The following is a 26,030-nucleotide window of genomic DNA, read 5'->3' as shown; positions in this document are numbered from 1 at the left end:
TCGTTCCGCGGGTATTTCGCCTTGCTCCGCGGGTATTCACCTTGCCCGCGGGTATTCACCCTTGCCCCGCGAGTATTTCATTTCACTCTTGTTTATAAATAAAAAAATCTGCTCGTTTCTACTATAGAAAACGAACAGATTTTTTATGAATTAATCTAATGCATCTACATATTCCTTTAACATGTCCACGTCCATAGGTCCTTTAATGGCACGTTGAATATAGCCGTTGGAATCAATAAAATAAGTTGTTGGAATGGGAATAATTTGATAATCCAATCCTACCGAATTATCTTGATCCAATAGAATTGGGAATGTTAGCTCGAAGCTATCTCTAAAGGTCATGACTGTGTCCACTTTCGCGTCATCTGTCACATCACGCTCTGCCGTTGTTAAATTAACAGCTAAGATTTCAACATTTTTCTCTTTTGCATACTCATCATAGAAGCTTTGCATATGTGGCATTTCCGCCTTACATGGTGGACACCATGTCGCCCAGAAATTCAAAACAACCTTTTTTCCTCGGAGATCACTTAGCGTAATGTCTTCCCCATCTAAGCTTGTTAATGTGAAATCAGGTGGTGTATCCCCATTTCCTAAGCCTACTTCACGCTCCTCCATATCCTTACCGAGGGCCGATTTTTCAATTGCACGTTCTTCGTCAATTTGCTGCTTTACATATGTACCAATCATCGCAACTACTAAAAGCACGACAATCAGTAGTCCAATATTTTTTTTCATTCCTTACCTCCCACAATGTTTCGCTCACGTTGAATGACTATTCCCATACAAAGTAATACTAGACTGACTCCCACAGCTGTTTGCGATACACCTAGTGGCTGAAAGAAGGCAACAAGTATATAGCTAACTGTATAGAGTAATAAAGTTTGTTTCATTGCTGCTAGTTTCCATAATATGAGGAGTGTTAATAGACTTAGCACAACTAATGTAATAACTTCACTCGGTGTGGTGTTGTCGTTGAGTAGCACGACAAGCATTTGATAAATTGATTGCGTTAAAATAATTGCCCAGCTACAAGGTATCATCACCCGTTCATCAAACCCCAGTTTGTGACGCTTTCTCCATATTTGCAAAGATGCTACAATGACGCCAACATAAACACCAATGGTTCCGCCATTAAAATAAAGCAAAGAAATTGGATAAGATACAACGGACTTGAAATCAGTTACTAACAGGCTTAATTTCCACACAATGATAAATGTGAAAACGGCATCACTATATACATCCGACCACTTTTTTGAAAATTGTATACGCAATATAAGCCACACAATAAAAAATGTAGCAAGTAAAGCGATAGCAGTTGCTGGTAAAGTTAATGCTCGAATGGAGTACCACTCCGTATTAATCACTCCAACAAACCCTCCTCCAAAAGATACATACAGCATAGCATAGAACCTTTTTAAAATAAGAATATTTCCTACGTTTTCAGAAATTCTTAAGAAATCAGGGTCGTAAAAATACCCCACTATGTATATGTTCATCATAACATATTTTACAAAAAGTATGGAACGAAGGCTTTGAGGGAAACAATAGTAGACATACAAAAAGCTATACACTAGAAAACTCTAATGTATAGCTTATTTTTTACAATGGAATATATTTTAGTGGGTTTACACTGCCGACTGCTTGTCCTCTCCAAGGGCCATTATGCACTTCAAAGTGTAAATGTGGACCAGTGGAGCGACCAGTACTGCCCATCGCTGCAATTTGCTGACCTTGTGTTACTTCCTGTCCTACACTAACATTGAATGCACTTAAATGCGCATAGACAGTTGTATAAATTTGTCCATCAATGGAGTGTGTTAGGATGACAACATTACCATATGAACTAAGTGGTGCTGCATAAGAAACTACGCCATCCGATGCTGCCCAAATTGGTGTACCCGTTGCATTCGCAAGGTCGACACCGTAATGGAATTCAGGGCCTGCCCCAAGATTTCTCCAGCCATATGGTGACGTTAAGCGACCATTCGTTGGTTTAATCCATGTACCATTTGATTGAGGCGCATTGACTGTTCCACCAGATGAACCGCCACCACCTTTGTTAGCAGCTGCCGCCGCAGCTGCCGCGGCTGCTTTACGTTTTGCTTCTTGTTGACGAGCAATTTCAGCTAAACGCTTTTGTTCAGCAATAATTTGATCTTGTAATTCTTGGCTTACTTCTAATGCTTCAGAGTATTCTTTTTCAAGTAATACTTTCTCTGATTTTAGCTTTTCTTGCTCTTTTTCTAATTGGTCGACTAATTTGTTTTTCTCAGCTTTTTGACCATCTAATGATGCTTTTAATCTTTCAAGCTCAGCTTTTTTACCTTCCAATTTTTTTCGCTTTTCTTCAACTGCTTGCTTTTGCTCTTCTAATTTTTGTTTATCTTCTTTTTGATCTTGAATAATTTGACGATCTGCTTCTAATAATGCATTGACTGCAGAGAAACGATCGATGAAGTCTACAAAACTATTAGAACCAAGCAATACGTCTAAATAGCTTACTGATCCACCCGCTTGAATGGCACGAGCACGCTCTTGTAACAATAAATCACGCTCTTCGATTTTATGCAGAAGTTCCTTAATAGACGCTTCTAATTTTTTAATTTCTTCATTTGTTGCATGAATATCAGCTTGTACATTTTTAATATTACTATTGGTTTTGTCGATTTCAGCGTTCAATGCTTGAATTTGATCTAAGATTTTTTGTTGCTTTTCTTGATTAGCAGTAATGGCATTTGACTTATTACTAATCGAAGAGTTTAATTCATTTTTCTTTGTTTCAACTTGTTTCTTTTCTTCTTTTAAATCCGACAAACTTGTTGCATATGCTGATGGAGTTTGGATAAAAAGAATTAGAGCAGATGCTGCTGCAAGTGTTTTCAATGTGTTTTTCGCCTTACTTTTCACCGATTGAACTCCCCTTCGACTATTCTTGTTCTACCTCACAAATATCCGTTGTGACTAAATTTTTAAGAACTTGCGTACTGACATGAAGCTTCCCCAAATACCGATAAGTACCCCTATGAGTAACAGAAGACCGCTCACCTGATACACAAGTGGAGAAAAATCAAGTACTTGAATAAGCTCACCTTGTAAACGTGGTGCAATAATTTTATATACATTGTGGTAAAGGGTTGTGACAACCGCAATCGGAATGATGGAACCTAAAATCCCGAGCCACATACCTTCCAATAGGAATGGGATACGTACAAATGAATTTGTAGCCCCTACAAGTTTCATAATTTCAATTTCATCTCGACGTGCAATAATCGTAATACGAATAGTATTCGAAATTAAGAAAATTGCCGTAAATAATAACCCTAAAATAAGCACGATTCCTACATTACGACTAATATTTAAGAAGTTAAATAGTTTTTCAACTTTTCCTTCGCCATACATAACGTCATATGTATACTCATATTTATCAATTGCTTTAGCAACTTTTGCTGTTTGCTGCGGGTCAGCAGCCTTTACATAAATTACATTACGTAATGGGTTACTTTGTTCAAATAGCTTAAAATCATCACCAAAATCTTTGACTAGCTTGGTTAACTCATCTTCTTTTGTGGAATAGTTCATCTCAGAGACACCAGGCAATTTTTTGACTTTTTCAATGAGTGCTTTTTCAGCAGCTTCATCCGCCGTCTCATCAATTAAAACTTTAATTTCGACATCGTTTTCTAAATCGGTTGCTACTTTATTTAAATTCATCATAATAAGCGCAAAAACGCCTACTAGTATGAGCGTAACTGTTACGGCACTAACAGATGCAATGGTCATCCAGCTATTTCGGCCAAGTGATTTGACACTTTCACGGAAGTGACGTTGGACTGTATTAAATTTCATAGCCGTATTCACCTCCGTGTTCATCACGGACAATTAATCCGCCCTCAATTGCTATTACACGACGACGAATCGTGTTTACAATTTCACGGTTGTGGGTTGCCATCACAATCGTTGTTCCTCGTGCATTAATTTCCTCAAATAAATTCATAATTTCCCATGATGTTTCAGGATCAAGGTTCCCAGTAGGTTCATCTGCAATCACCACTTTCGGAACATTGACAATCGAACGTGCAATCGATACTCGTTGCTGTTCCCCCCCTGACAGCTCATTTGGGAACATTCTTGCTTTATGCTTTAATCCTACAAGTTCTAATACTTCCATAACACGACGTCTTATTTCATCTGGCTTTTCCTCAATTACTTCAAGCGCAAATGCTACGTTCTCATAAACATTCAAACGAGGTAGCAATTTGAAATCTTGGAAAACAACGCCAAGTTGACGGCGCAAAAAAGGGACCTTTTTATTCTTTAATGTTGCTAAATCAATACCATTGACAATGATTTGCCCTGATGTTGCCTTTTCTTCACGGTACATCAATTTAATAAATGTAGATTTACCTGCCCCACTTGGACCAACTACATACACAAATTCGCCTTGCTTTATATTAACGGAAATACCATTTGTCGCAACAACACCATTTGGGTACTTCTTTGTCACATTTTTCATTTCTATCATGATTAAACCACCTAAAACTCTCATCTATGTAAGAGGTATTTCTTTTACTATTATAGCACTCTATTTCTGTTTTTTTATTACAGTTTCATTTCAATCCGTGGTAGTTCCTTCAATTTCGTTCTTTCCTTGCCATTATTTTTAAGAAAATGACACAAAATAAAAACAGAAATCGACTTCCTTTAGCGTCGAATCCTGTTTGATTTAAAAAAGCATTCAGGCCTTTAAGATAGCCCAAATGCTTCTGTTGTTAAATTTGTTGTTCGTCTGTTGTTGTATAGCGTACTAATACAGCACCCGTTTTCGATTCACCTTCGATAAATAAACGATTTGCACCTTCTACTTCTTTATCAAAACGAACTACTTTAGAAAGGAATTGATCTTGTGATTCCATTTTAGAAACATCCTGAATTCCTACATCCACTTTCCCAAAATTCGTGACAACTTTTCCGCTTAATGAAATTGATCGTGGGACATATAATTCGACTGCCCCAGCAACTGTCTGTGCCTTTATTTTCGATGAGTTTGTTGAACAAGTCGTCACCACTACATGTCCATTGACAGATTTAGCTTCCACTTCATCCAAAGCACCATCTAAATAAACACGTCCATTTAATGTTTCAGCTTCTAAATCTTTACCACGGACATTTGTCAATTCAATGGAGCCATTAGATGAATCAACTTCCGCTTTTCCAAAGTTAAACTTCGTACCTTTAATAGCACCATTTAACGTTTTCACTTTTAATTCTTCAAACTCTGTGTCTTGTAAAGAAACACTACCATTCATTAGACGAACAGATAATTTTTCAAGCTTTTCCTTAGGGACTACCACCTTAACATTAACTTGAACAAGCTTCAATTGGCTTAAAATGCGCAATGAACGCTCATCCTCTTTCACAACAAATTGCTCTAAAAAGTGATTACGTGTCTCTTCCTCACTATCGTTCATCAGTGGTGCCTTCACCTTGCAAATAACTTGGATTGTGTCTCCTTCACTAGCTTCCAATGAAAAGTTACCGTTTGGTAATTCAACAATAACATTGTCTACATGGGCAGCAGCCACTTCTTCAGTATGTGTAAACTCAATTTTATCTCCAAATGGAGAGGCTACATCAAATTCCTTAACCTTTTTAACAGCCGTATTCATCATATCCATAAAAAGAGAACCGATCTGTGTTAAATCTTTACGAAAATCCTGCATTTCATCTTGGAAATGCTTCATAAAATCATCTTTTTTCTTATCATTATCTTTTGGTTTTTCTTCAAAGAGTGACTCTTTTTCAGTTGAAAAGGACGGTGTCTCTTTTGTCACATCATCCATAACATTTTGAGTAGACTTGCCAGGTTGCTCTAATGCTTCCAATAATGTAATCGCCTCTTGTGCCGAAATCGTACCTTTTTCTACAAGTTCTAAAATTCGTTGACGTTCATTTTGCATAAATAAATAGCCTCCCTCAGTTCGTTATACTATTTATACGATTCATCATGTGAAAAGTTTCACTGCAAAATTGAATAAATTGGTTCTTTTCATTACAGCAACCTAGCATTACTACTTTCAGAAAAATTTATAGGACATCTGTCTTTTTGGTTAAATTTCCAAACTAGTTTGAGCGGGGCTCTCCTATTTGGATCATTTTTCACCTTTGATTGAGCGGATTTCTCCATTTTTGGATCACTTTTCACCTTTGATTGAGCGGGTTTCTCCATTTTTGGATCACTTTTCAACCTTGATTGAGCGGGTTTCTCTACTTTTGGATCACTTTTCACCCAATTGATTAGCTACCGAGTGAAACACCTTTTAAGATTGAGAGGCCTCTGCTAGCAATGCATCCATTCGCAAACGATCGCGTTCTAAAATCGGCTTTAGGTATTTCCCTGTGTACGAGCCTGCCACTTCTGCAACTTCTTCAGGTGTACCCGTCGCAACAATTGTTCCGCCTTTGTCTCCGCCTTCTGGTCCTAAATCGATAAGATAATCAGCAGTTTTGATAACATCTAAATTATGTTCAATTACTAATACAGAGTCGCCATTTTCAACAAGTCGTTGTAACACGACTAGTAATCGTGCAATATCATCGGCATGTAAGCCTGTTGTTGGTTCATCCAAAATATAGAAGGACTTTCCTGTAGAGCGTCGATGTAATTCTGAGGCCAATTTTACACGCTGTGCCTCACCACCCGATAAGGTTGTGGCAGGTTGTCCTAATTTCATATAACCCAAGCCAACATCAACAATTGTTTGTAGCTTACGTTGGATTTTTGGAATATTTTCGAAGAACACGACTGCATTTTCAATGGTCATATCGAGAATATCTGCGATACTTTTATCTTTATATTTCACTTCTAGTGTTTCACGATTATAACGTTTACCATGACATACTTCGCAAGGTACATAAACATCTGGAAGGAAATGCATTTCGATTTTAATAATGCCATCCCCACGACATGCTTCACAGCGACCGCCCTTGACATTAAAGCTAAACCGGCCCTTTTTATAACCTCGTACCTTTGCTTCATTTGTTGCAGCAAAAACATCGCGAATATCATCAAAGACACCAGTATATGTTGCTGGGTTTGAACGAGGTGTACGCCCAATTGGTGATTGGTCAATATCAATAACCTTTTCAAGCTCATCCATACCCGTCACTTCTTTATGCTCGCCAGGTTTGACCTTAGAACGATTCAGCTTTTGTGCCAATGATTTATATAAAATTTCGTTTATAAGTGTAGACTTCCCAGAGCCAGAAACTCCTGTCACCGCTACAAATAAACCTAGTGGAACATCCACTTTGACATTGCGCAAATTATTTTCCTTGGCACCTTTAATAGAGAGCTTACGACCATTCGGTTGACGTCTTTCAATTGGCAATGGAATAAATTTTTTACCACTTAAATATTGCCCAGTTAACGATTTTTCATTATTCATAACTTCTTGTGGTGTTCCGGCTGCTACAATTTGACCGCCATGAACGCCTGCGCCCGGTCCTACATCAATGAGATAATCTGCTGCTAGCATCGTATCTTCATCATGCTCTACCACAATTAGCGTATTTCCGATATCACGCATATTTTGTAATGTGCTAATCAAACGATCATTATCCCGTTGATGCAAACCAATCGAAGGTTCATCTAAAATATAGAGAACTCCAGTTAAACGTGAACCGATTTGTGTAGCTAATCGAATACGTTGCGCCTCTCCACCTGATAAAGTACCTGCAGCGCGGCTCAATGTTAAATAGTCTAAGCCTACATTGACAAGGAAGCCCAATCGTTCCTCAATTTCTCGTAAAACTAGGCGAGCTATTTGCAAATCCTTTTCAGTGAGATTAAGCTCTTTGAAAAATGTGTCCGCTTCCTGAATCGAGTATTGTGTTACTTCACCAATATGCTTGTCCGCTACTTTTACCGCCAATGTTTCAGGCTTTAAGCGATAACCTTTACATGAAGGGCAAGCTTGTTGAGCCATATATTTTTCCATTTGCTCACGAACATAATCTGACGTTGTCTCTTTAAAACGACGCTCAACATTACGGACTACCCCTTCAAATTCAATCATTTGATCTCGCACATTGCCAAACTCATTTTCATAATGGAAGTGAATTTTGTCTTTTCCAGATCCATATAGAACTTTATCCATCTTGTCTTTTGGTAAATCCTTCACAGGCACATCCATTGGAATATCATAGTGATCACAAACCGCTTTTAATAATTGTGGATAATACTGCGAACTAGTTGGTTCCCACGGTGCAATGGCATGCTCTAACAAGGAACGGTCCCAATCAGGCACGACCAAATCTAAATCCACTTCTTGTGTTGAACCTAAGCCATCACAGCTTGGGCAAGCACCAAACGGACTATTAAATGAAAACATACGAGGCTCAAGCTCACCAATAGAAAAACCACATAACGGGCAGGCATGATGTTCACTAAATAGTAGTTCCTCGTGCTCCATCACATCCACAAGTACTCGGCCATCAGCTAATCGTAAAGCCGTCTCTAGAGAATCACTTAGACGAGCAGCGATACCTTCCTTCATGACCACGCGATCCACTACTACTTCGATCGAATGCTTTTTATTTTTATCAAGATCAATCGCATCATCTAAATCACGTAATTCACCATCTATACGCACACGTACAAAGCCCTGCTTTTTTAAATCCTCCAGCAGTTTAACATGTGTTCCTTTACGTCCAGAAACCATCGGCGCAAGGAGCTGCATTTTCGTTCTTTCAGGATAAGTTAATAAACGGTCCACCATTTGCTCAATCGTTTGAGAAGTGATTTCTATGCCATGATTGGGACAAATCGGTTTACCGATCCGAGCATAAAGTAATCGTAAGTAATCATAGATTTCTGTTACTGTACCAACAGTCGATCGAGGGTTCCGGCTCGTTGTTTTTTGGTCAATCGAAATAGCCGGCGATAAACCTTCTATTGCATCGACATCCGGCTTATCCATTTGCCCAAGAAATTGACGAGCATAGGCGGATAGGGATTCGACATAACGTCGTTGCCCCTCCGCATAAATTGTGTCAAACGCTAATGAAGATTTCCCTGAGCCTGATAAACCTGTTAATACGACTAATTGATCACGTGGAATTGTGACATTGATATTTTTTAAATTATGAGCACGTGCACCTTGCACGACAATTTCAGTATTTTTCACAAGTCATTCACCCTTCTACCTTCAATTCAAATATTGTATCTCGCAGTTCAGCAGCACGTTCAAAATCAAGCGCTTTTGCTGCTTCTTTCATTTCTACCTCTAAAGAAGCCAACAGCTGCTCTTTTTCTGCCTTTGTCAGCTTTTTGCCTTTTGTAGCCTTCGTAACATAAGATTCTTCTTCTTCCGCTACTTGTGTTGCACGAATCACATCAGGAATTTTCTTAATAATCGTTTGAGGCGTTATACCATGCTCCTCGTTATAAGCCATTTGCAATGCTCGACGACGTTTCGTTTCATCAATCGCCTTTTTCATTGAGTCTGTCATATTGTCCGCGTACATGATGACATGACCATTCGCATTACGTGCAGCACGACCAATTGTTTGAATCAATGAACGTTCTGAACGTAAAAATCCTTCTTTATCAGCATCTAAAATTGCTACAAGTGATACCTCTGGAATATCAAGTCCTTCACGCAATAAATTAATACCAATTAAGACATCATACGTCCCTTTACGTAGCTCACGGATAATCTCAATACGTTCTAGTGTCTTAATTTCAGAATGCAAGTATTCAACCTTTAAGCCCATTTCCTTCAAATAGGCGGTTAAATCCTCAGACATTTTCTTCGTTAACGTTGTCACTAAAACTCGCTCATCTCGCGCAATTCGATCTTGAATCTCATCGATCAAATTATCGATTTGTCCTTCGATAGGACGAACATCAATTACTGGATCTAATAATCCAGTAGGACGGATAATTTGCTCGACCATTTCTGGAGTGTGCTCCAACTCATAAGGTCCAGGTGTTGCGGATACATAAATGGCTTGATGCACTCGATTTTCATATTCTTCAAAACGCAATGGACGGTTATCAAGAGCAGATGGCAAGCGGAAGCCATGTTCTACGAGCACCCCTTTACGAGCTTGGTCACCATTGTACATTCCGCGAACCTGTGGAAGTGTAACGTGACTTTCATCGACTACAAGTAAAAAGTCATCGGGGAAATAATCAAGCAGTGTATACGGAGTAGCACCTGCTTCACGCAAAGTTAAATGACGTGAATAGTTCTCTATCCCAGAGCAAAAGCCCATTTCACGCATCATTTCTAAATCATAACGAGTACGTTGCTCTAGACGTTGTGCCTCAAGTAACTTATCCTCTGCACGCAACAACGCAAGACGTTCCTCTAATTCTTTTTCAATATTTTCAATGGCTTTTCGCATTTTTTCTTCACGTGTTACGAAGTGGGAGGCAGGGAAGATAGCCACATGATCTCGATCCGATAAAATTTCTCCCGTTAAGGCATCTACCTCACGAATGCGATCAATTTCATCACCAAAAAACTCCACACGAATACAATGCTCGTCACGTGATGCAGGGAAAATCTCCACTACATCTCCACGTACCCGAAATGTTCCGCGTGTAAAACTAACATCATTGCGCTCGTATTGAACATCAACAAGTTTACGCAGTAGCTGGTTCCGTTCGATTTCCATGCCTGTGCGAATCGATACAACCATTTCTCGATATTCTTCAGGAGACCCCAAACCATAAATACAGGACACAGATGCAATAATGATGACATCATCACGCTCAAATAATGCAGAAGTAGCAGAGTGACGTAGCTTATCAATTTCATCGTTAATGCTAGAATCTTTCTCTATATAGGTATCTGTCTGCGGTACATAGGCTTCTGGTTGATAGTAATCATAATAGCTGACAAAATATTCAACCGCGTTATTTGGGAAGAATTCTTTAAACTCACTATATAGCTGACCAGCTAGTGTTTTATTATGCGCCATAATAAGTGTTGGTTTCTTAACCTGCTGGATGACATTCGAAATGGTAAACGTTTTACCTGTTCCCGTAGCTCCTAACAATGTCTGATGACGCTTACCTGCTTTCACACCCTCCACTAATTCCGCAATTGCCTGTGGCTGATCCCCACTAGGCTGATATGGCGCTTGTAAATCAAATGTTTGCACACATGTCCCCGCCCTTTCCTTCCAATTTGTACATATATTTTAGCATAGCAGTATTAAAATTTCGAACATTTAACGAACGAATGTTTGTAAAAAATTTTTTCATCTCGTAAATTTGTAATAAATAACCGTGAAGCCATTAATACTTGTTACCCTCATAATAGCCGCTTCATCAGGTTTTCAAGCTTTTTCTATTCATTAGATTTTAATTTTAGAGTGGTAGTCACTATCTTTTGGGATGACGTTAGTCTTTTTTGATTGTCTTCTTTTATGGGGGACACGCATTTTTGGAGCGGGGACGCTTCTATTATGAGCAAGGGGCTTGCACTTTTGGAGTGAGTCTCCTCTTTTTATGAGCGGAGGCATTCACTTTTGGAGTGCCTCTTCTCCCTTTATGAGCTTAGTCACTCACATTTGGAGCGGGTCTCCTCTTCTTATGAGCGGAGGACTACACTTTTGGAGCGGCTTTCCCATTTATGAGCGGAGACATTCACTTTTGGAGCGGTTATCTTCTCTTTATGAGCGGAGTCACTCACTTTTGGAGCGGTTATCTTCTCTTTATGAGCGGGGACATTCACTTTTGGAGCGGTTCTCCTCCTTTTATGAGCGGGGACATTCACTTTTGGAGCGGTTCTCCTCCTTTTATGAGCGGAGGACTACACTTTTGGAGCGCTCTTCTTATTTTACGAGCAAAGTCACTAATCCCCGAGTAGGTTTTCTATATTCTCCCTCAAATCACTTCCCCCTCTTTCAAACAAAAACCTATCATCAATAAACTCACCAACTATCCCTCCAATAAAAAATCCCGCTCTCCAATAGATCTGAGAGCGGGTTCGTCCATATGATTATTCTTCTGTTTGCTGCAAGGAATTTAGTTCGGCTGCGTATTGATAAAATGCGTGTTCATCCTTTTCATCGAGTGCTCTATCAATCAGAACCATGAGCTGCTCTTGACGATGCATACGCTGGATACGATTTAAAAATAGATCTAAATAAATCTCGTTTAATAATTTCTCTGCCTCATCAACTTTTTTTGACTGACCAACGGCTTTTAGAAAATCGGTATACGAATAATATTTATCCAACGATCTCACCTCGATCCTTTTCTAAATTATATGAAAATTGAAACTAAAATGCAATGCTTACGAATCGAAAATAACTTGGATTCGCTATTAATCTCTTGAGATTTAAAGCAAATTCTCTAAGCATTTCATTCTTTTCTGAATGCCCTTTAGCTATTTCCTCTATTTCAACAAATCCATTTTCTGTTCTACACTACCGTTAACAATAGAAAAAGGAGGCATTTCCCATATGACTAGCAATTTTGTAAATGGTTACTTAATTTCATTTAATACTTACATGCTACAACCTATTCAGCACGATACAAAAATTTTCACCCATGTGATTGACAAACATAATGAACTAATTGTTACACGCAAACCAATGCATGTGCTTCGCAAATCTTGCATCTCTTTAGGCACAACCTATGAAGCGGCAAAACAATCGGCTAAACGTTTCTTTGGCAATCAACATAAGCTACCAATCGTCGTGGCCTTTGATTATGGGTACCCCTGTATATTTCTACCAACCTATTCACCGAATTCCATTCACAATATATGGATTGGATTACATGCAATTATTAATATCACACCTAGTCAATCGGGGTGTATCGTTACATTAAAAAATGAGAAACAAATTGAGTTACCTATTCAGTATGCTTCTATTAGTAAACAGTTTGTGAACGCATCCATGCTCTATAAATACTACATGAATGAACGAAAACAACTTAACCAAGATGCACCCTATCATCCACCCTTTTAAATAGAAAATCCCCCAAGAGCACCTCACTCTTGGGGGATATGTTTACTAATTAATTTTAGATCGTAAAAAGGCATTAATAAATGGATCTAAATCGCCATCCATTACTGCACCGACATTACCTGTCTCTTCATTCGTACGATGGTCCTTCACCATAGAGTATGGATGGAACACATAAGAACGAATTTGTGAGCCCCAGCCGATTTCCTTTTGCTCACCACGTATTTCATCTAGCTGAGCCTGCTGCTTATCAAGCTCTAATTGATATAATTTACCCTTTAACATAGTCATCGCTTTTTCACGGTTTTTAATCTGTGAACGTTCTGCTTGACATTGTACAACGGTACCAGTCGGGATATGTGTAATACGAACTGCTGAATCCGTCGTATTAATATGCTGACCACCTGCACCTGTTGCACGGTACGTATCAATTTTTAAATCCTCTGTACGAATATCGATTTCAATATTGTCATCAAACTCTGGCATAACATCACAAGAAACGAATGATGTATGGCGGCGCCCAGACGAATCAAATGGTGAAATACGTACTAAACGATGTACACCTTTTTCAGCCTGTAAATAACCAAAAGCATTGTGACCTTTAATAGACAAGGTAACCGATTTAATCCCAGCTTCATCACCTGGAAGATAATCGACTGTCTCCACTTTAAAGCCACGTTTTTCTGCCCATCGAGTATACATACGTAACAGCATAGAACCCCAGTCCTGTGATTCCGTTCCACCTGCACCAGGATGTAGCTCTAAAATGGCATTGTTTTGATCATATGGACCACTTAATAGCAATTGGAGCTCAAAGTCTCCTATTTTTTGTTGGAATTCTGCTAGCTCTTTGCCTAGTTCTTCCTGTAATTCTTCATCTGGCTCTTCACGTAAAAGTTCCAGTGTCATATCTAAATTTTCATGTGTTTCCACTAAATCTTTATATTCATTGACGATTGCTTTCAAGCCATTTCCTTCATTGATGATTACCTGTGCACCTTGTTGATCATCCCAAAAACCTGGCTCTAGCATCATTTCATCTAGCTCCTGAATACGTGCCTCTTTGTTTTCTAAGTCAAAGAGACCCCCTAAAGTCTGCCAATTTTTTGGCTGTAGTGTCTAACACATTGCGTACATCTGCTAATTCAATCATTGTTAAATCCTCCGAACGTTAGTAATGGAGCTACAAATTCATTTACAAAGCTCCGTATTTTTTTATTATAACGTTTTTACAAAGGAAAACATACTATCTAGCAGCTGTTAATTGTATTAATTCAACGATCTTATTTCTCTTCCTCAAGCATATTAAGAGCCATTCGCTGAAATACTTTCACACGATCATACTGTACAAGTAAATGCTTTGTGCGTTTCTCTAATCTATACTTTAATAAAAATGCTCTCTGTATCCGGTACTCAAGAACTTTCTCACTGATATCCACAATAATTTCCTTGCCATTCACAAAAGTGATCTTCGTCCTCTTTTTATCCACAGCTGAATATTCATCAATATGATGAACAGCAAACCATATACATAGCGGATGTAGTGGTGACCTGCTTGGACACCATAAAATATTCCCGCGTTCATCTACTATGATTGGGTTTTTATTAAGCTTACCTAGAATCATTTTTGATCCATCGAAAGCTCCTCTTAAACTAGAACCAAAATAACGAAGATTATAGTCCAATAACTTTGTCGGAGCTAGTTTAGATATATATTCATTATTTTTCTCGTACACCCGCGTACATAAATTTCCAAAGGAATCATATACAGGCATATACAACATTGTTTCACTACTCATAATATCTTTTTTATGCATCCATAGTCCCCCTTTAAACAGTTTATGTTTCCTTTACAACCAAAATAAAAAGGAATATACCAAAATCCGTACATTCCAAATACTACCGACGAGAAAGATTGTTTAAGAATCTTGATCTTCGCAAACAATCTTTCAACTTTTTCAAAGAAAGCTTCTCTCAATTTTTCTCATCCTCCTTAAGACTTAATGTTAACAACTTAATTTAGGATAATAATAGGATTCATTCCCTCAACTAACCTCCTATTATTACAGCTATTGTATACCGATAATTTCCAATTGTCTATAAATTCTGACTTTTTATACTAAATTTCCTTCAAAATGGAGGGATTTCACAAAGAAAAAGATCATCTCAACATAAAGTTAAAATGATCTTTTTCACCTATTTTATTGAGCTGCACCATGACAGTTTTTAAATTTCTTGCCACTTCCACAAGGGCATAAATCATTACGACCAATGTTTTCAGCCTTACGAACTGGTTGCTTTTTCGGAGCTGAGCCGCCGCCTTCTTCCTTTGGATTAACTGCTTGGCCCTTTGCCACCTCTTCACGCTCTAGATTATTGCGAATTTCTGCCTTCATCGCATACTTCGCAACATCCTCACGAATAGAAGCAACCATATCCTCGAACATCGCAAAACCTTCTTGTTGGTATTCACGAAGAGGATCATTTTGTCCATAGGCACGTAGATGGATACCTTGACGTAATTGATCCATTGCATCAATATGATCAATCCATTTCGTATCAATAGAGCGTAATAGAATAACCTTTTCAAACTCACGCATACGCTCTGGTGTCAATTCTGCCTCTTTTTCATCATAGCGAACATGAACAGCATCAGAAATCATTTGATTAATGTCTTCAGCAGATTTGCCTTGGAAATCAGACACTTTAAGTTGACCTTCATCAAGTAGGTTAGCCGCTACAAAATCTTCAATAGCTTTCAAGTTCCAATCTTTTTGCTCACCTTGCGTATATAGGCCAACAACATTATCGATTGTTTCTTGAATCATGGACTCAACGAGCACACGCATATTTTCTGTTTCCAATACATCATAACGCTCTTTATAAATGATCTCACGTTGCTGACGTAGAACATCGTCATATTGTAATAAACGCTTACGTGCATCAAAGTTATTACCTTCGACACGTTTCTGCGCTGATTCTACAGCTCTCGACACAACTTTAGATTGTAAAGGTTGAGAATCATCCATACCTAGGCGCATCATCATAGACTTCATGTTATCGGAGCCGAAACGACGCATTAGATCATCTTCTAGAGATAGATAGAATTGTGTAACCCCTGGATTCCCTTGACGACCAGAACGTCCACGAAGCTGGTTATCAATACGACGTGACTCATGGCGTTCTGTACCGATTACCGCTAAACCACCAATTTCGAGTACACCTTCACCTGGTTTAATATCTGTACCACGCCCCGCCATGTTTGTCGCGATCGTTACGGCACCTTTTGTACCAGCATTCGCAATAATTTCTGCTTCACGTTCATGGTTTTTCGCATTCAAGACATTATGTGGAATTTTATGCTTATCCAATAGTTTAGAAATAATCTCAGATGTTTCGATCGCAACTGTACCAACAAGAACAGGTTGGCCAGCTCTATGGCGCTCTGCAATATCAGCAGCAACTGCTTTATATTTCCCTTCCATCGTTGCAAAAATCAAGTCAGCACGATCATCACGAGCAATCGGTTTATTCGTCGGAATAGCTACAACATTCATATTGTAAATATTTCGGAATTCCTCTTCCTCTGTTTTCGCCGTACCTGTCATCCCTGCAAGCTTTTGATACATACGGAAGTAGTTTTGGAAAGTAATGGTCGCCATCGTCATCGATTCATTTTGAATCTCAACGCCTTCTTTAGCTTCAATTGCTTGGTGTAAGCCATCAGAATAACGACGGCCCTTCATCAAACGACCTGTAAAGCCATCAACAATCACAATTTCGCCATCCTGCACAACATAATCGACATCATTATGCATACTAACATGTGCCTTTAATGATTGATTGATTGCATGATTTAAACGAACATGTGTCAAATCAAACAGATTATCAATGCCGAAAGCTTTTTCTGCCTTTTCAACACCTGCATCCGTCAACGTAACACCTTTCGTTGATTCCTCATACGTATAATCCGTTTCCGCATTTAACATACGTACAAAGGCATTCGATTGCTTATAAAGCTGTGCTGATTTCCCAGCCTGACCCGAAATAATTAATGGCGTACGCGCTTCATCAATTAAAATCGAGTCGACCTCATCAATAACAGCATAGTGCAACGGACGTTGTACACGTTCCTCTTTATAAAGCACCATGTTATCGCGTAAATAGTCAAACCCTAGCTCATTGTTTGTACTATACGTAATATCCGCCTCATACGCAGCTCGTTTTTCCTCTTTTGAAAGACTGTTTAGGTTAAGACCAACCGATAAACCTAAGAAATTATACAGCTGTCCCATTTCAGCAGCATCACGACTTGCTAAATATTCGTTGACTGTAACAACATGTACACCTTTACCAGTGATCGCATTTAAATAAACAGCCATCGTCGCCGTTAATGTTTTACCTTCCCCGGTTTTCATTTCTGCGATATTACCTTCATCAAGCGCAGCAGCCCCCATAATTTGAACACGGAATGGGTACATTTCTAAAACACGTTTCGCCGCTTCTCGACAAACAGCAAAAGCCTCCGCACGAATCGAATCTAACTTCTCTCCATCGGCATAGCGCTTTTTAAACTCGTCTGTTTTCGCTTGTAATTGATCATCTGAAAGCTGTTCCATTTGAGAAGCGAAACCCTCAACTTGGTCAGCGATTTTTTCTAATTTTTTTAACTCACGTTTATTGAAATCAAATAATTTATTTAATAGGTTTGCCATGAATGTTTTTCACTTCCTATATAGATTCAACTTTCATTTTACCATTGTGTAACAGTTTCATGCAAACGGTCACCCCGTTTACAGTAGTAGCCATACAAAAAAAGACTCTCGCCATCGCGAGAGCCTTTGTCATCATGAAGTTTAAGTTGTTTCAATTAAGCCATATTTTCCGTCTTTACGTTTATACACAATATTTGTGCCATTTGACTCAGCATCTGTAAAGACATAGAAATCATGTCCAAGCATATTCATTTGTAAAACAGCCTCTTCTTGGTCCATTGGTTTTAAATCAAATTGCTTGGTACGCACAATGGAGTATTCTTCTTCCTCTGTAGCGGCATCAGCGGCTGCTTGTGTAGTAGCAAAATAAAGGCCTGCACCTTCACGCTCACGGAATTTACGGTTTACTTTTGTTTTATGCTTACGAATTTGACGCTCTAATTTATCAACAATTAGATCAATAGCAGCATACATATCGTTATGACGCTCTTCAGCACGCAGAGTTAAGTTTTTCATTGGAATTGTGACTTCCACTTTAGTTTGCTTGTCATTGTAAACCTTTAAATTGACATTAGCGTTGGCGTTAACATCTTCGTTAAAATAACGTTCCACTTTGTCGACTTTGTTCTCAACATACTCTCGAATAGCTGGAGTTACCTCAATATTTTCACCACGAATGTTAAAGTTTAACATGTAAACTCCTCCTTTATAACTGCTATACTATATATTTCTACACAAGTGTGTGAAATTCCTCTAAAATCATTCTTTTTTTTACAAAATATTTTTATTTTAATTTAGTAGAAAACTCTATTTTCTATCAGTGAATTTACCGTGCGTTCAAACTACTCCTGTATGGAGACACACTGTCATATGGCAGTGAAAGTATTATGATTAAAAATCATTTTGTTTCTTCGCTTCTGCCGCTTCCTTTTTACGTCGCAGCTTTAATTCTTCAACAATCAAATCTTCTACTGGTCCTTGATCATTGAAATGGATGCCATATTGCTTACCGTTACCAAACGGGCGACTCCAAATGACATCCCCATATGCTCGCACCTCAAGTGTATCAAGTACAAATCGGAGGTCCAATGGTGGAGGGTTGACGCCTAAATCCACTTCAGTAAACATTTTTAATCCACGCGGACTAATATCCAGCAAGTCTGCCATGGCTGTCTGTCCATGATTGACCTTTCCATTCTCATACATAGCAAAAGTTATTTGAATAGGCTCCTCGAATTTAAAGCGGAAGCCTTCTTGACGCTTAAAGATCATATTCCCACCCCAGTACTATATTAAACATTGATATTGCTTTGATTATGACACGATGCCCTACTTACAACCAGAGGGAATAAGTAACATATTTTACCGTTGAATAGCCTAATTTATGACTATTTAGTGATAATTTTTAGTTGATGATTCTTGCCATAAAAAAGAGACCACCCGTTGAAGATGGCCTCTCGTTGTGTCTAAATTTGTCCGCTGTTTCCTTGACCAAACTGCTGTTGTCGATTAATGCGAATAACTTCCTTCCACGTATCGCGGAATTCCGTCACCAATCCCTCTACTTCTTCAATAATGGCTACATCATTTTGAATGTTCGCTTCGACTAAACGATGATTCATATATTCATAAAGAGGAAGCATTTGTTTCGAAATCTCAATATCCATATTGAGTGTAGACATTAGCTCAGCAATAATCGCCTGCGCCTTTTGAAGATTTGTGTTCTTTTCTTGGATATTCTTCTCTTGAATAGCTTGTTTCGCCTTATGCAAGAATTTCAGACATCCATTATAAAGCATTAACGTCAACTCACCAGGAGAAGCAGTGGTTACACTATTTTGTTTGTATGCGTTTTGTGCTGTTAAATTTGCTGCCAATAAAGGACAACTCCTTTGAAAGGTTACTTATTTACTAGTTTAAACCATTTTCCGAAGAAAAGCTATTTGATCAATTACGCCTCAGCGTAATTGTGTCTGGATTTTGAATTGCGATCACAATTTACTCCTTTTAAAATCCATGACATCCGCCGGGGCTTAATCTTCCATTCAGCGGGCGACTTCCACCACGCTGAATGAAGATAAAATATTAATTCTTTTTGTCATAATACATGCCATCCATCACACGAACATTCGAATAAGGATTGAAATATTGCTGTTCACTTTTTTTCGTTTTTTGTAGGTTTGCCATGTCTTGTTTAACGGCACTCATTACGGCAGCCAATCGTTCTTTAATGCCTTTATCTAGTTCCAATAGTGTACGATGAACTCGATTTTGTTCATCAAAACGAAATCCTTCTTTGATCAAGTCTTCAATAATCGTCCCACGCTTGTCCAACATAGTATTGATAGTATTGATGTATTCATCACGGTCTTCGCCTTTAGGAACGTCCCCTAAAAACTTAAATAAATTAGCTGATGTCTGCAATAGTTGTTCTGTTTGCTGCATTTTACTCTCCTATCTTAATTAGAAACCTTAGCCTTGCATGAACATGCTCGATTGTTGATTTGCTTTGTTTATTGCTTGCTCCATAGCTGTGAATTGTTTCCAATAACGCGCCTCAATATCTACTAGTTTAGCTTGTAATTTAGTAATGCGATTATCAGATTCAATAATTAGTTTACCTAAACTATAAGTTTGATCTGTTTTTCCTTCTTTACCCGCTTTCTTCTCAATATTTTTAGTTAAAGCATCTATTTCATCTCTTAAACGTTTTGTTATGCCTCGTGAATCTTGAGTAATTTTTCTACCTTTTTCATCAGTAATGGTAGTTACACTGCCTTGATTAGTAAACATTTGAATAACTTGATCAGGGTCTTTTTCTAAGGCAGCATCAAGCTTCTTGTCATCTATTACTAACTTCCCACCATCTGAAAGTGTTTTCGATGTCGTAATCCCTATTTCAGCTAAAGAATCAATTGTATCATCGCCCAGTCCATTGACAGACGATACAAACTGAGAGCGCATCTTAGCTAAACCATCTCGAATTAAAGAGTCGTTACGTAATAAACCACTTTTCGCTTTTTCATCCCACAACTTTTGCTCGCTTTCAGACATATCTTCACGTTGTTCTTTTGTCAATGGTGGATAATCACGATATTTCTTTTCTTTTAATAGACCATTCATCGTATCGAGCATTTCATTATAAGTTTTTACAAATTCTTGAATACTATCTTTTATGCTTTTAGTATCAGTAGTAGAGGTTAAATTAACTGGAGCTACAGTAGGTGAACTATCACCGGCCGTGCTGTTCTCTGCCGCCTTTGCATTATCATAAGATTTCTGTGCTTCTTCAATACGTTTTAGTCCAGACTGTACATTACTTTCTGCTGCTTTATATGCAGCTAGATTGTCATTATTCTTTTTCTCCACTGTACTAAACTGTTTAAAATCTTCTAAGGAACCACTTAAATCAGATAAACGGCTTAAATCAACTCTATCCATTTTTCCGAATTTTTCCTTAATAGCATCGTCTTTTCCTGCTAGAATTTGATCTATTTCAGTATTATCTTTTCCTTTAATTTCAGATAAAAATGCTATATCATCGGCAGTCAAATTATTTAAAAAAGTCTTATCTAAGGATTTATAGGAGTTTTCAAAATCGATTTGCTGTGCTCGGTCAAGCAATGCTCCCCCATCAGCACTTTGTAAAGATTTTAAGTCATCTGGAGATAGTCTTAATAGTTTTGCTTTTTGTTCATCTGTTAAGCTTGAATTGTTAATAGATGACTTAATACTCTCTGCATCTGTATAATCAATACTTATAGATTGTAAGTCAGTTAAATCAGTAGCATTTAGAAGAGCAACTTTCCCTATGTCCGATAACTTATCAAATTTTTCTTGTTGATCTACGGTTAAATTGTTTTTCCCAAAAATACGCTCGTGCTCTTTTTTGTACGTATCATTATAATAAGTATTGTATTCTCCAAGCTTTTTATCTCTATCAGCTTCTAAAATTGGCTGTGCATCTTTCGCATTTTTTAATTCTATTTCTGCTGCTGCTACACGATCAGCTGCTCCTGCTTTGGCATTGAATGTTGACTTAAGTGATACCTCATAGCCAGAAATCGTAATTGTATTTGATGAACGCTCCATCGAAATACCATTAACTTTTAGAATCGCATTTTTACCAGATATAGGCGTTGCTTTATCCATCCCTAATGCATCAAATAGTTCTTTCCCTTGTCCAAAGACAATCTCCCCACTACCACTTTTTACACTACCTGTATTATTTGCAGTTAATGAAAGTTGTCCATTTTCAAATAATGCAGTAACTCCAGCATTACTCTGATTGATTTTTTTTATTAAATCATTAATTGTATCTTTCGAAGGATCAAAGGTAATTGTAGTTGCCTTTTCTGCTAAATTACCGTTCTTATCGATTGATTTTATCTCTATAGACTTAACAGATTCCCCCACCAAAGCTGATAATTTCGTTGTACCTGTATAACCTGTTTGCTCACCAATCATCTGAGTTGAAGTGGCTAATTGCGTAACACTTTCAATATTGAGAGAACCAGTAGCATTATTTGTAGCCTTAACTGTTACTAAGTTTTCATTAGAAGATGTAGCTGTTTTTTTCATCATCTGGCTCTGCAACCACATTTTTTCTTCTAAAAATTTATTGAGTTTCTGTGTAGCTACATTCACATTTCGATACGCGTCACGCTGCCATTCTAATGTTTGCTTTCTTTGAAAAGCTTTATTTAAAGGCATTCTTTCCGCCTGCATTAACTTCTCTACAATACTATCAATATCCATTCCTGAGGCTAATCCACCAATTCTTGAAACCATTTTTCATCCTCCTATTTTTCTTTAAATTTTCTCGTCTACAATCATTCCCACCATTTTTTGCATTTCATAGAAAGCATCTAATAATTTTTTAGGTGGGATTTCCTTAACAACTTCCTCAGTATCACGATTTACTATCGTCACATAATAGCGTTCCAAGCCCTCATGATAAATAAATTTTGAGGAACTATGATTTATTTCCAAAAATTCATTTACAACATCTACAGCCTGTTGTAGTTTTTCTTTTGAAATTTCCTGTTCTTCTCCAACAGTAGTTGCTTTTTCTACTACCAGTTGAGAGTCGGTTACTGTTGAAACATTAGGCGTCATTTTTTCCTGCACAGTCATTGCTTTTGTATTAGTTGGTGCAGTAATCGTCTCAATTGACTGCCCCTGCGATGCAATACGCATGTAACTCAACCTCCTAAACTTTTCAATTGCTTACCATTATTATCGGAAGCATTTTGTATAGTTTCACGTTTTTTGGTAAACAAATGCTTAGTATCTTGTTAAGTCTTCATTTCGTTTTTAAACAAGCTATAGTTAAAAAACCTCGAAATCAGACAATTTGCCGAGTGATTTCGAGGTTTTTTTATTTTTAATTAATCATTTTTTTCATATAATCTTCTACATCAATTAAGGTTTCAAATGCTTCTGCTTCGCTATCCTTTCGTACTCCAATGTAAATCTTACATTTCGGTTCTGTTCCAGAAGGTCGAATACAAATCCATGAACCATCTTGTAATCTATATTTGAGAACATCTGTTTTTGGTAAAGATAACGCTTGTTTCTCACCGTTTGCAAGATATGTAAATCCTGCCTTGTAATCTTCTGTTACTATAACTTTGATTCCAGCCATTTCGGTAGATTCGTTTTTTCTAAATTGCTCCATAATATTGGTTATACGCTTCTGTCCCTCTATCCCCTCATAAGTAAATGACAACAACTTTTCTTGATAGTATCCATGTTGTTGGTAAAGGGAGTTCAGCACATCTAAAAGTGATAGATTTTGTTCTTTATAATAAGAAGCCATTTCTGCAGTTAAGAGTGCAATTTGTACTGCATCTTTATCTCTTACAAAACTTCCTGCTAGATACCCGTAGCTTTCTTCATAGCCAAATATAAATGAATGCTCACCAGTTGTCTCAAATTCTGCGATTTTCTCAGCAATGTATTTAAAACCTGTAAGCGTATTTATTGTTTGTATATTAAAACTACCTGCAATTGCTGTCCCTAATTCAGAGGTTACAATAGTTTTTAAGATTGCCCCATTCAAAGGTAAAGTTCCTGCTTGTTGCTTTGTAGAAAGTAAATAGTTTAACAATAGGGCACCAAGCTGGTTCCCTGTTAATAGCTGATAATAATCACCATTAAGTATCGCTACACCAAGACGATCTGCATCTGGATCTGTAGCCAGTATTAATTCAGCTCCAACTTTCTTCCCTAAAGCAATCGCCATTTCAAAGGCAAGCGTTTCTTCTGGATTTGGATACTGCACTGTTGGAAAATCGCCATCTTGAACAGCTTGTTCGTTAACAATATGTACATTTGTAAAGCCTGCCTCTTTTAAAGCACGCTTTGTCGGCACAAGACCTGCACCATGCAAAGGAGTATAGATTATGTTTACATCCTTTTTACCATTAACTTGAATAAGTGTTTTTAGAGCAGCATTATACGCATCATCCAATTTGTCTAGCATCTCAATGCAATAATCCGATGTAAATAATTCATCTTTTGTGAGGGAATGAATTTTAAAAATATCTTCTACACTTTTCATATGTTCAGAGACTTCATCGGCAAATCGAGGTGTTAACTGTGCTCCATCTTGTCCATATACTTTAAAACCATTATATTCTTTAGGATTATGACTAGCTGTAATAACTACTCCGGCATAGGCCGCTAAATATCGAATAGCAAAACTTAATTCAGGAGTTGGTCTACTTTCACTAAATACATAGGTTTGTATACCATGCGCAGCCAAAACTCCTGCTGTTTCATAAGCAAACTCCTGTGAAAAATGTCGTGTATCATACGCAATAACAACACCACTTATTTTCGCCGCTTCTCCCTGACACTCAATTTGACGAGCTAATCCTTCAGCTACTAAACGAATGGTATGAATATTGATACGATTTGTGCCAGCTCCTAGCTTCCCCCTCATTCCGCCTGTACCGAAAGGAACTAATTGATAGAAATGATCTTCAATAGCTTGTTTATTATTAGCAATTTCTAGCAGTTCATCTTGATACATACTATTCGCTTTTTGTCGCCATAACTCATACAATTCTTTATGCACGAACCTTCACCACATCTTCCTTTAACAACTCTAACATTTTCTTTTTATATGCTTCTACACCAGGCTGATCAAATGGATTCACCTCAAGTAAGTTAGCACTGATAACACATGCTTTCATAAAGAACATCATCAAATATCCAACATGATATGCATCTAATTTTTGCAATTCTATACGAATAACAGGGACGCCACCTTCTTCATGTGCGAGGGCTACCCCATCTTTTGATGTTGCATTTACCTCATTCATTGATCGACCAGCTAAATAATTCAGACCATCTATATTTTCAACTGAAAAAGGTATTTCAATATCTTCTTCAATATTGTCAAAGTGAATAAGTGTTTCAAACATAATACGACTACCATCTTGAATAAACTGTCCAATAGCGTGTAAATCTGTCGAATAGTTCACGGTTGAAGGATATAACCCTTTATTCTCTTTCCCTTCACTTTCTCCAAATAGCTGTTTCCACCATTCATGCAATTTATTAAGTCTTGGCTCAAACGAGGCAAGCAGCTCAACTGAATAACCTTGTTTATACAATGCATAACGATTACAAGCATAATCGACTGCACTATTCGATTCACTAGAAAAATCTAATTCTGCTTGTCTTCCACCACGAACAAAAGCTTCTATATCAATACCTGCAACTGCAATTGGTAATAAACCTACTGGGGTAAATACAGAATAACGTCCTCCAACTTCAGACGGAACAGTAAATTGGCGATATCCTTCTTTAATGGCAATTTGCTTTAAGATTCCTTTTTCAGCATCAGTTGTAACAATTATTCTTTTACGCGACTCCTTACCATATCGTCGCTCCATATATTTTTTCACAACTCGAAAAGCAAGAGCTGGCTCCATCGTTGAACCAGACTTTGAAATAACATTGACATAAACATCCTTTGTATCTAAATAATTTAATAGCTGCTTTAAGTATGCACCACTCATATTATTTCCAGCATATAAAATTTCGACACCATTATTAGTATGGAAATAAGGAGTTAGGGCATCAATTACCGCACGAGCACCAAGAAATGAACCGCCTACACCAATAACTAGGAAAATTTTCGCTTGTGAAATTACTTGATTTGCAACATTTTGAATGGCAAAAAGCTCTTGCATTGTAACAGGATTATAATGCTGCATGCTTGGATTTTCTGAAATTTTCATTTTAGGGAGATCAGCTAGTGGATGAAAATTAATCATATCGTCAACTCCTGTTAAAAACAGCTTACTCTTT

At 37.8% G+C, this 26,030-nt stretch carries 21 protein-coding genes; 1 reads left to right on the top strand and 20 read right to left on the bottom strand.

What is annotated here, in order from left to right:
- Nucleotides 1-150: 150 nt before the first annotated feature.
- The 9 genes from OU989_RS03155 to OU989_RS03115 all read right to left on the bottom strand — a co-directional run bounded on the left by OU989_RS03155 (nucleotide 151) and on the right by OU989_RS03115 (nucleotide 12,257).
- Nucleotides 151-738, bottom strand: a complete 588-nt coding sequence (locus OU989_RS03155; RefSeq protein WP_274795668.1) for a redoxin domain-containing protein — start codon at nucleotides 736-738, stop codon at nucleotides 151-153.
- Nucleotides 735-1,367: a hypothetical protein gene (locus OU989_RS03150; RefSeq protein ID WP_274795667.1), complete on the bottom strand. Its 633-nt coding sequence runs from the start codon at nucleotides 1,365-1,367 to the stop codon at nucleotides 735-737. The genes OU989_RS03155 and OU989_RS03150 overlap by 4 nt, the downstream gene beginning before the upstream one ends.
- A gap of 235 nt (nucleotides 1,368-1,602) precedes the next feature.
- Complete coding sequence (locus OU989_RS03145; RefSeq protein WP_274795666.1) at nucleotides 1,603-2,910, bottom strand: murein hydrolase activator EnvC family protein; 1,308 nt, start codon at nucleotides 2,908-2,910, stop codon at nucleotides 1,603-1,605.
- 54 nt (nucleotides 2,911-2,964) lie between these two features.
- Entirely contained in the window at nucleotides 2,965-3,849 is an 885-nt protein-coding gene (gene ftsX, locus OU989_RS03140; RefSeq protein WP_274795665.1) for a permease-like cell division protein FtsX, read from the bottom strand.
- Nucleotides 3,839-4,525: a cell division ATP-binding protein FtsE gene (gene ftsE / locus OU989_RS03135; RefSeq protein WP_016991524.1), complete on the bottom strand. Its 687-nt coding sequence runs from the start codon at nucleotides 4,523-4,525 to the stop codon at nucleotides 3,839-3,841. Before ftsE ends, ftsX begins: the two co-directional genes overlap by 11 nt.
- A gap of 247 nt (nucleotides 4,526-4,772) precedes the next feature.
- Nucleotides 4,773-5,960 carry a DUF4097 family beta strand repeat-containing protein gene (locus OU989_RS03130; RefSeq protein WP_274795664.1) on the bottom strand — a complete coding sequence of 396 codons (1,188 nt, stop codon included), beginning with the start codon at nucleotides 5,958-5,960 and terminating at the stop codon, nucleotides 4,773-4,775.
- A 360-nt stretch (nucleotides 5,961-6,320) separates the two neighbouring features.
- Nucleotides 6,321-9,188, bottom strand: a complete 2,868-nt coding sequence (uvrA, locus tag OU989_RS03125; protein ID WP_274795663.1) for an excinuclease ABC subunit UvrA — start codon at nucleotides 9,186-9,188, stop codon at nucleotides 6,321-6,323.
- 7 nt (nucleotides 9,189-9,195) lie between these two features.
- Nucleotides 9,196-11,175 carry an excinuclease ABC subunit UvrB gene (uvrB, locus tag OU989_RS03120; RefSeq protein ID WP_274795662.1) on the bottom strand — a complete coding sequence of 660 codons (1,980 nt, stop codon included), beginning with the start codon at nucleotides 11,173-11,175 and terminating at the stop codon, nucleotides 9,196-9,198.
- Nucleotides 11,176-12,017: 842 nt separating this feature from the next.
- Nucleotides 12,018-12,257, bottom strand: a complete 240-nt coding sequence (locus OU989_RS03115) for an IDEAL domain-containing protein (protein WP_274795661.1) — start codon at nucleotides 12,255-12,257, stop codon at nucleotides 12,018-12,020.
- A gap of 226 nt (nucleotides 12,258-12,483) precedes the next feature.
- On the opposite strand from OU989_RS03115, the gene OU989_RS03110 reads away from it, so the two are divergent.
- On the top strand, nucleotides 12,484-12,993 hold the full coding sequence (locus OU989_RS03110; RefSeq protein ID WP_274795660.1) for a competence protein ComK: 510 nt from the start codon (nucleotides 12,484-12,486) through the stop codon (nucleotides 12,991-12,993).
- A gap of 45 nt (nucleotides 12,994-13,038) precedes the next feature.
- Here the strand turns inward: OU989_RS03110 and prfB are convergent.
- From prfB to OU989_RS03055, 11 genes are all read right to left on the bottom strand, one after another.
- A protein-coding gene (gene prfB / locus OU989_RS03105) for a peptide chain release factor 2 (RefSeq protein WP_396631728.1) occupies nucleotides 13,039-14,143 on the bottom strand; the annotation gives its coding sequence in 2 pieces (ribosomal slippage) (nucleotides 13,039-14,067 and nucleotides 14,069-14,143; 1,104 coding nt in all).
- A 130-nt stretch (nucleotides 14,144-14,273) separates the two neighbouring features.
- Complete coding sequence (locus OU989_RS03100; RefSeq protein ID WP_274795659.1) at nucleotides 14,274-14,807, bottom strand: competence protein ComK; 534 nt, start codon at nucleotides 14,805-14,807, stop codon at nucleotides 14,274-14,276.
- A 384-nt stretch (nucleotides 14,808-15,191) separates the two neighbouring features.
- Nucleotides 15,192-17,705: a preprotein translocase subunit SecA gene (secA, locus tag OU989_RS03095; protein ID WP_274795658.1), complete on the bottom strand. Its 2,514-nt coding sequence runs from the start codon at nucleotides 17,703-17,705 to the stop codon at nucleotides 15,192-15,194.
- Nucleotides 17,706-17,846: 141 nt separating this feature from the next.
- Nucleotides 17,847-18,398 (bottom strand): ribosome hibernation-promoting factor, HPF/YfiA family, encoded by a 552-nt coding sequence (gene hpf, locus OU989_RS03090; protein WP_274795657.1) that lies wholly within the window; start codon nucleotides 18,396-18,398, stop codon nucleotides 17,847-17,849.
- Nucleotides 18,399-18,596: 198 nt separating this feature from the next.
- Entirely contained in the window at nucleotides 18,597-18,977 is a 381-nt protein-coding gene (locus tag OU989_RS03085) for a PilZ domain-containing protein (RefSeq protein WP_274795656.1), read from the bottom strand.
- Nucleotides 18,978-19,171: 194 nt separating this feature from the next.
- Nucleotides 19,172-19,582 carry a flagellar export chaperone FliS gene (gene fliS / locus OU989_RS03080; protein WP_274795655.1) on the bottom strand — a complete coding sequence of 137 codons (411 nt, stop codon included), beginning with the start codon at nucleotides 19,580-19,582 and terminating at the stop codon, nucleotides 19,172-19,174.
- A gap of 208 nt (nucleotides 19,583-19,790) precedes the next feature.
- Nucleotides 19,791-20,150 carry a flagellar protein FliT gene (locus OU989_RS03075; protein WP_274795653.1) on the bottom strand — a complete coding sequence of 120 codons (360 nt, stop codon included), beginning with the start codon at nucleotides 20,148-20,150 and terminating at the stop codon, nucleotides 19,791-19,793.
- A gap of 27 nt (nucleotides 20,151-20,177) precedes the next feature.
- Entirely contained in the window at nucleotides 20,178-22,496 is a 2,319-nt protein-coding gene (fliD, locus tag OU989_RS03070; protein WP_274795652.1) for a flagellar filament capping protein FliD, read from the bottom strand.
- A 21-nt stretch (nucleotides 22,497-22,517) separates the two neighbouring features.
- A complete protein-coding gene (locus tag OU989_RS03065) occupies nucleotides 22,518-22,904 on the bottom strand; it encodes a flagellar protein FlaG (protein ID WP_274795651.1) in 387 nt (128 codons plus the stop codon).
- A 187-nt stretch (nucleotides 22,905-23,091) separates the two neighbouring features.
- The gene (locus OU989_RS03060; protein WP_274795650.1) at nucleotides 23,092-24,789 is read right to left on the bottom strand and encodes a phospho-sugar mutase; all 1,698 of its coding nucleotides are present in this window, start codon (nucleotides 24,787-24,789) and stop codon (nucleotides 23,092-23,094) included.
- On the bottom strand, nucleotides 24,782-25,996 hold the full coding sequence (locus tag OU989_RS03055; protein WP_274795649.1) for a glucose-6-phosphate isomerase: 1,215 nt from the start codon (nucleotides 25,994-25,996) through the stop codon (nucleotides 24,782-24,784). The genes OU989_RS03060 and OU989_RS03055 overlap by 8 nt, the downstream gene beginning before the upstream one ends.
- Between the last annotated feature and the right edge of the window lie 34 nt (nucleotides 25,997-26,030).

Origin of the sequence: Lysinibacillus irui, from assembly GCF_028877475.1 — a bacterium.
Lineage (GTDB): Bacteria > Bacillota > Bacilli > Bacillales_A > Planococcaceae > Lysinibacillus > Lysinibacillus irui.
This window is presented reverse-complemented; position numbering and strand designations above follow the sequence as displayed.

What these genes read in the sequence shown, in the direction of transcription:
- OU989_RS03130 (WP_274795664.1), bottom strand. Translation starts at nt 5,960, where the DNA reads ATGCAAAATGAACGTCAACGAATTTTAGAACTTGTAGAAAAAGGTACG.
- OU989_RS03100 (WP_274795659.1), bottom strand. Translation starts at nt 14,807, where the DNA reads ATGCATAAAAAAGATATTATGAGTAGTGAAACAATGTTGTATATGCCT.
- OU989_RS03075 (WP_274795653.1), bottom strand. Translation starts at nt 20,150, where the DNA reads ATGCAGCAAACAGAACAACTATTGCAGACATCAGCTAATTTATTTAAG.
- hpf (WP_274795657.1), bottom strand. Translation starts at nt 18,398, where the DNA reads ATGTTAAACTTTAACATTCGTGGTGAAAATATTGAGGTAACTCCAGCT.
- secA (WP_274795658.1), bottom strand. Translation starts at nt 17,705, where the DNA reads ATGGCAAACCTATTAAATAAATTATTTGATTTCAATAAACGTGAGTTA.
- ftsX (WP_274795665.1), bottom strand. Translation starts at nt 3,849, where the DNA reads ATGAAATTTAATACAGTCCAACGTCACTTCCGTGAAAGTGTCAAATCA.
- OU989_RS03065 (WP_274795651.1), bottom strand. Translation starts at nt 22,904, where the DNA reads ATGCGTATTGCATCGCAGGGGCAGTCAATTGAGACGATTACTGCACCA.
- OU989_RS03055 (WP_274795649.1), bottom strand. Translation starts at nt 25,996, where the DNA reads ATGATTAATTTTCATCCACTAGCTGATCTCCCTAAAATGAAAATTTCA.
- OU989_RS03155 (WP_274795668.1), bottom strand. Translation starts at nt 738, where the DNA reads ATGAAAAAAAATATTGGACTACTGATTGTCGTGCTTTTAGTAGTTGCG.
- fliD (WP_274795652.1), bottom strand. Translation starts at nt 22,496, where the DNA reads ATGGTTTCAAGAATTGGTGGATTAGCCTCAGGAATGGATATTGATAGT.
- OU989_RS03110 (WP_274795660.1), top strand. Translation starts at nt 12,484, where the DNA reads ATGACTAGCAATTTTGTAAATGGTTACTTAATTTCATTTAATACTTAC.
- OU989_RS03085 (WP_274795656.1), bottom strand. Translation starts at nt 18,977, where the DNA reads ATGATCTTTAAGCGTCAAGAAGGCTTCCGCTTTAAATTCGAGGAGCCT.
- ftsE (WP_016991524.1), bottom strand. Translation starts at nt 4,525, where the DNA reads ATGATAGAAATGAAAAATGTGACAAAGAAGTACCCAAATGGTGTTGTT.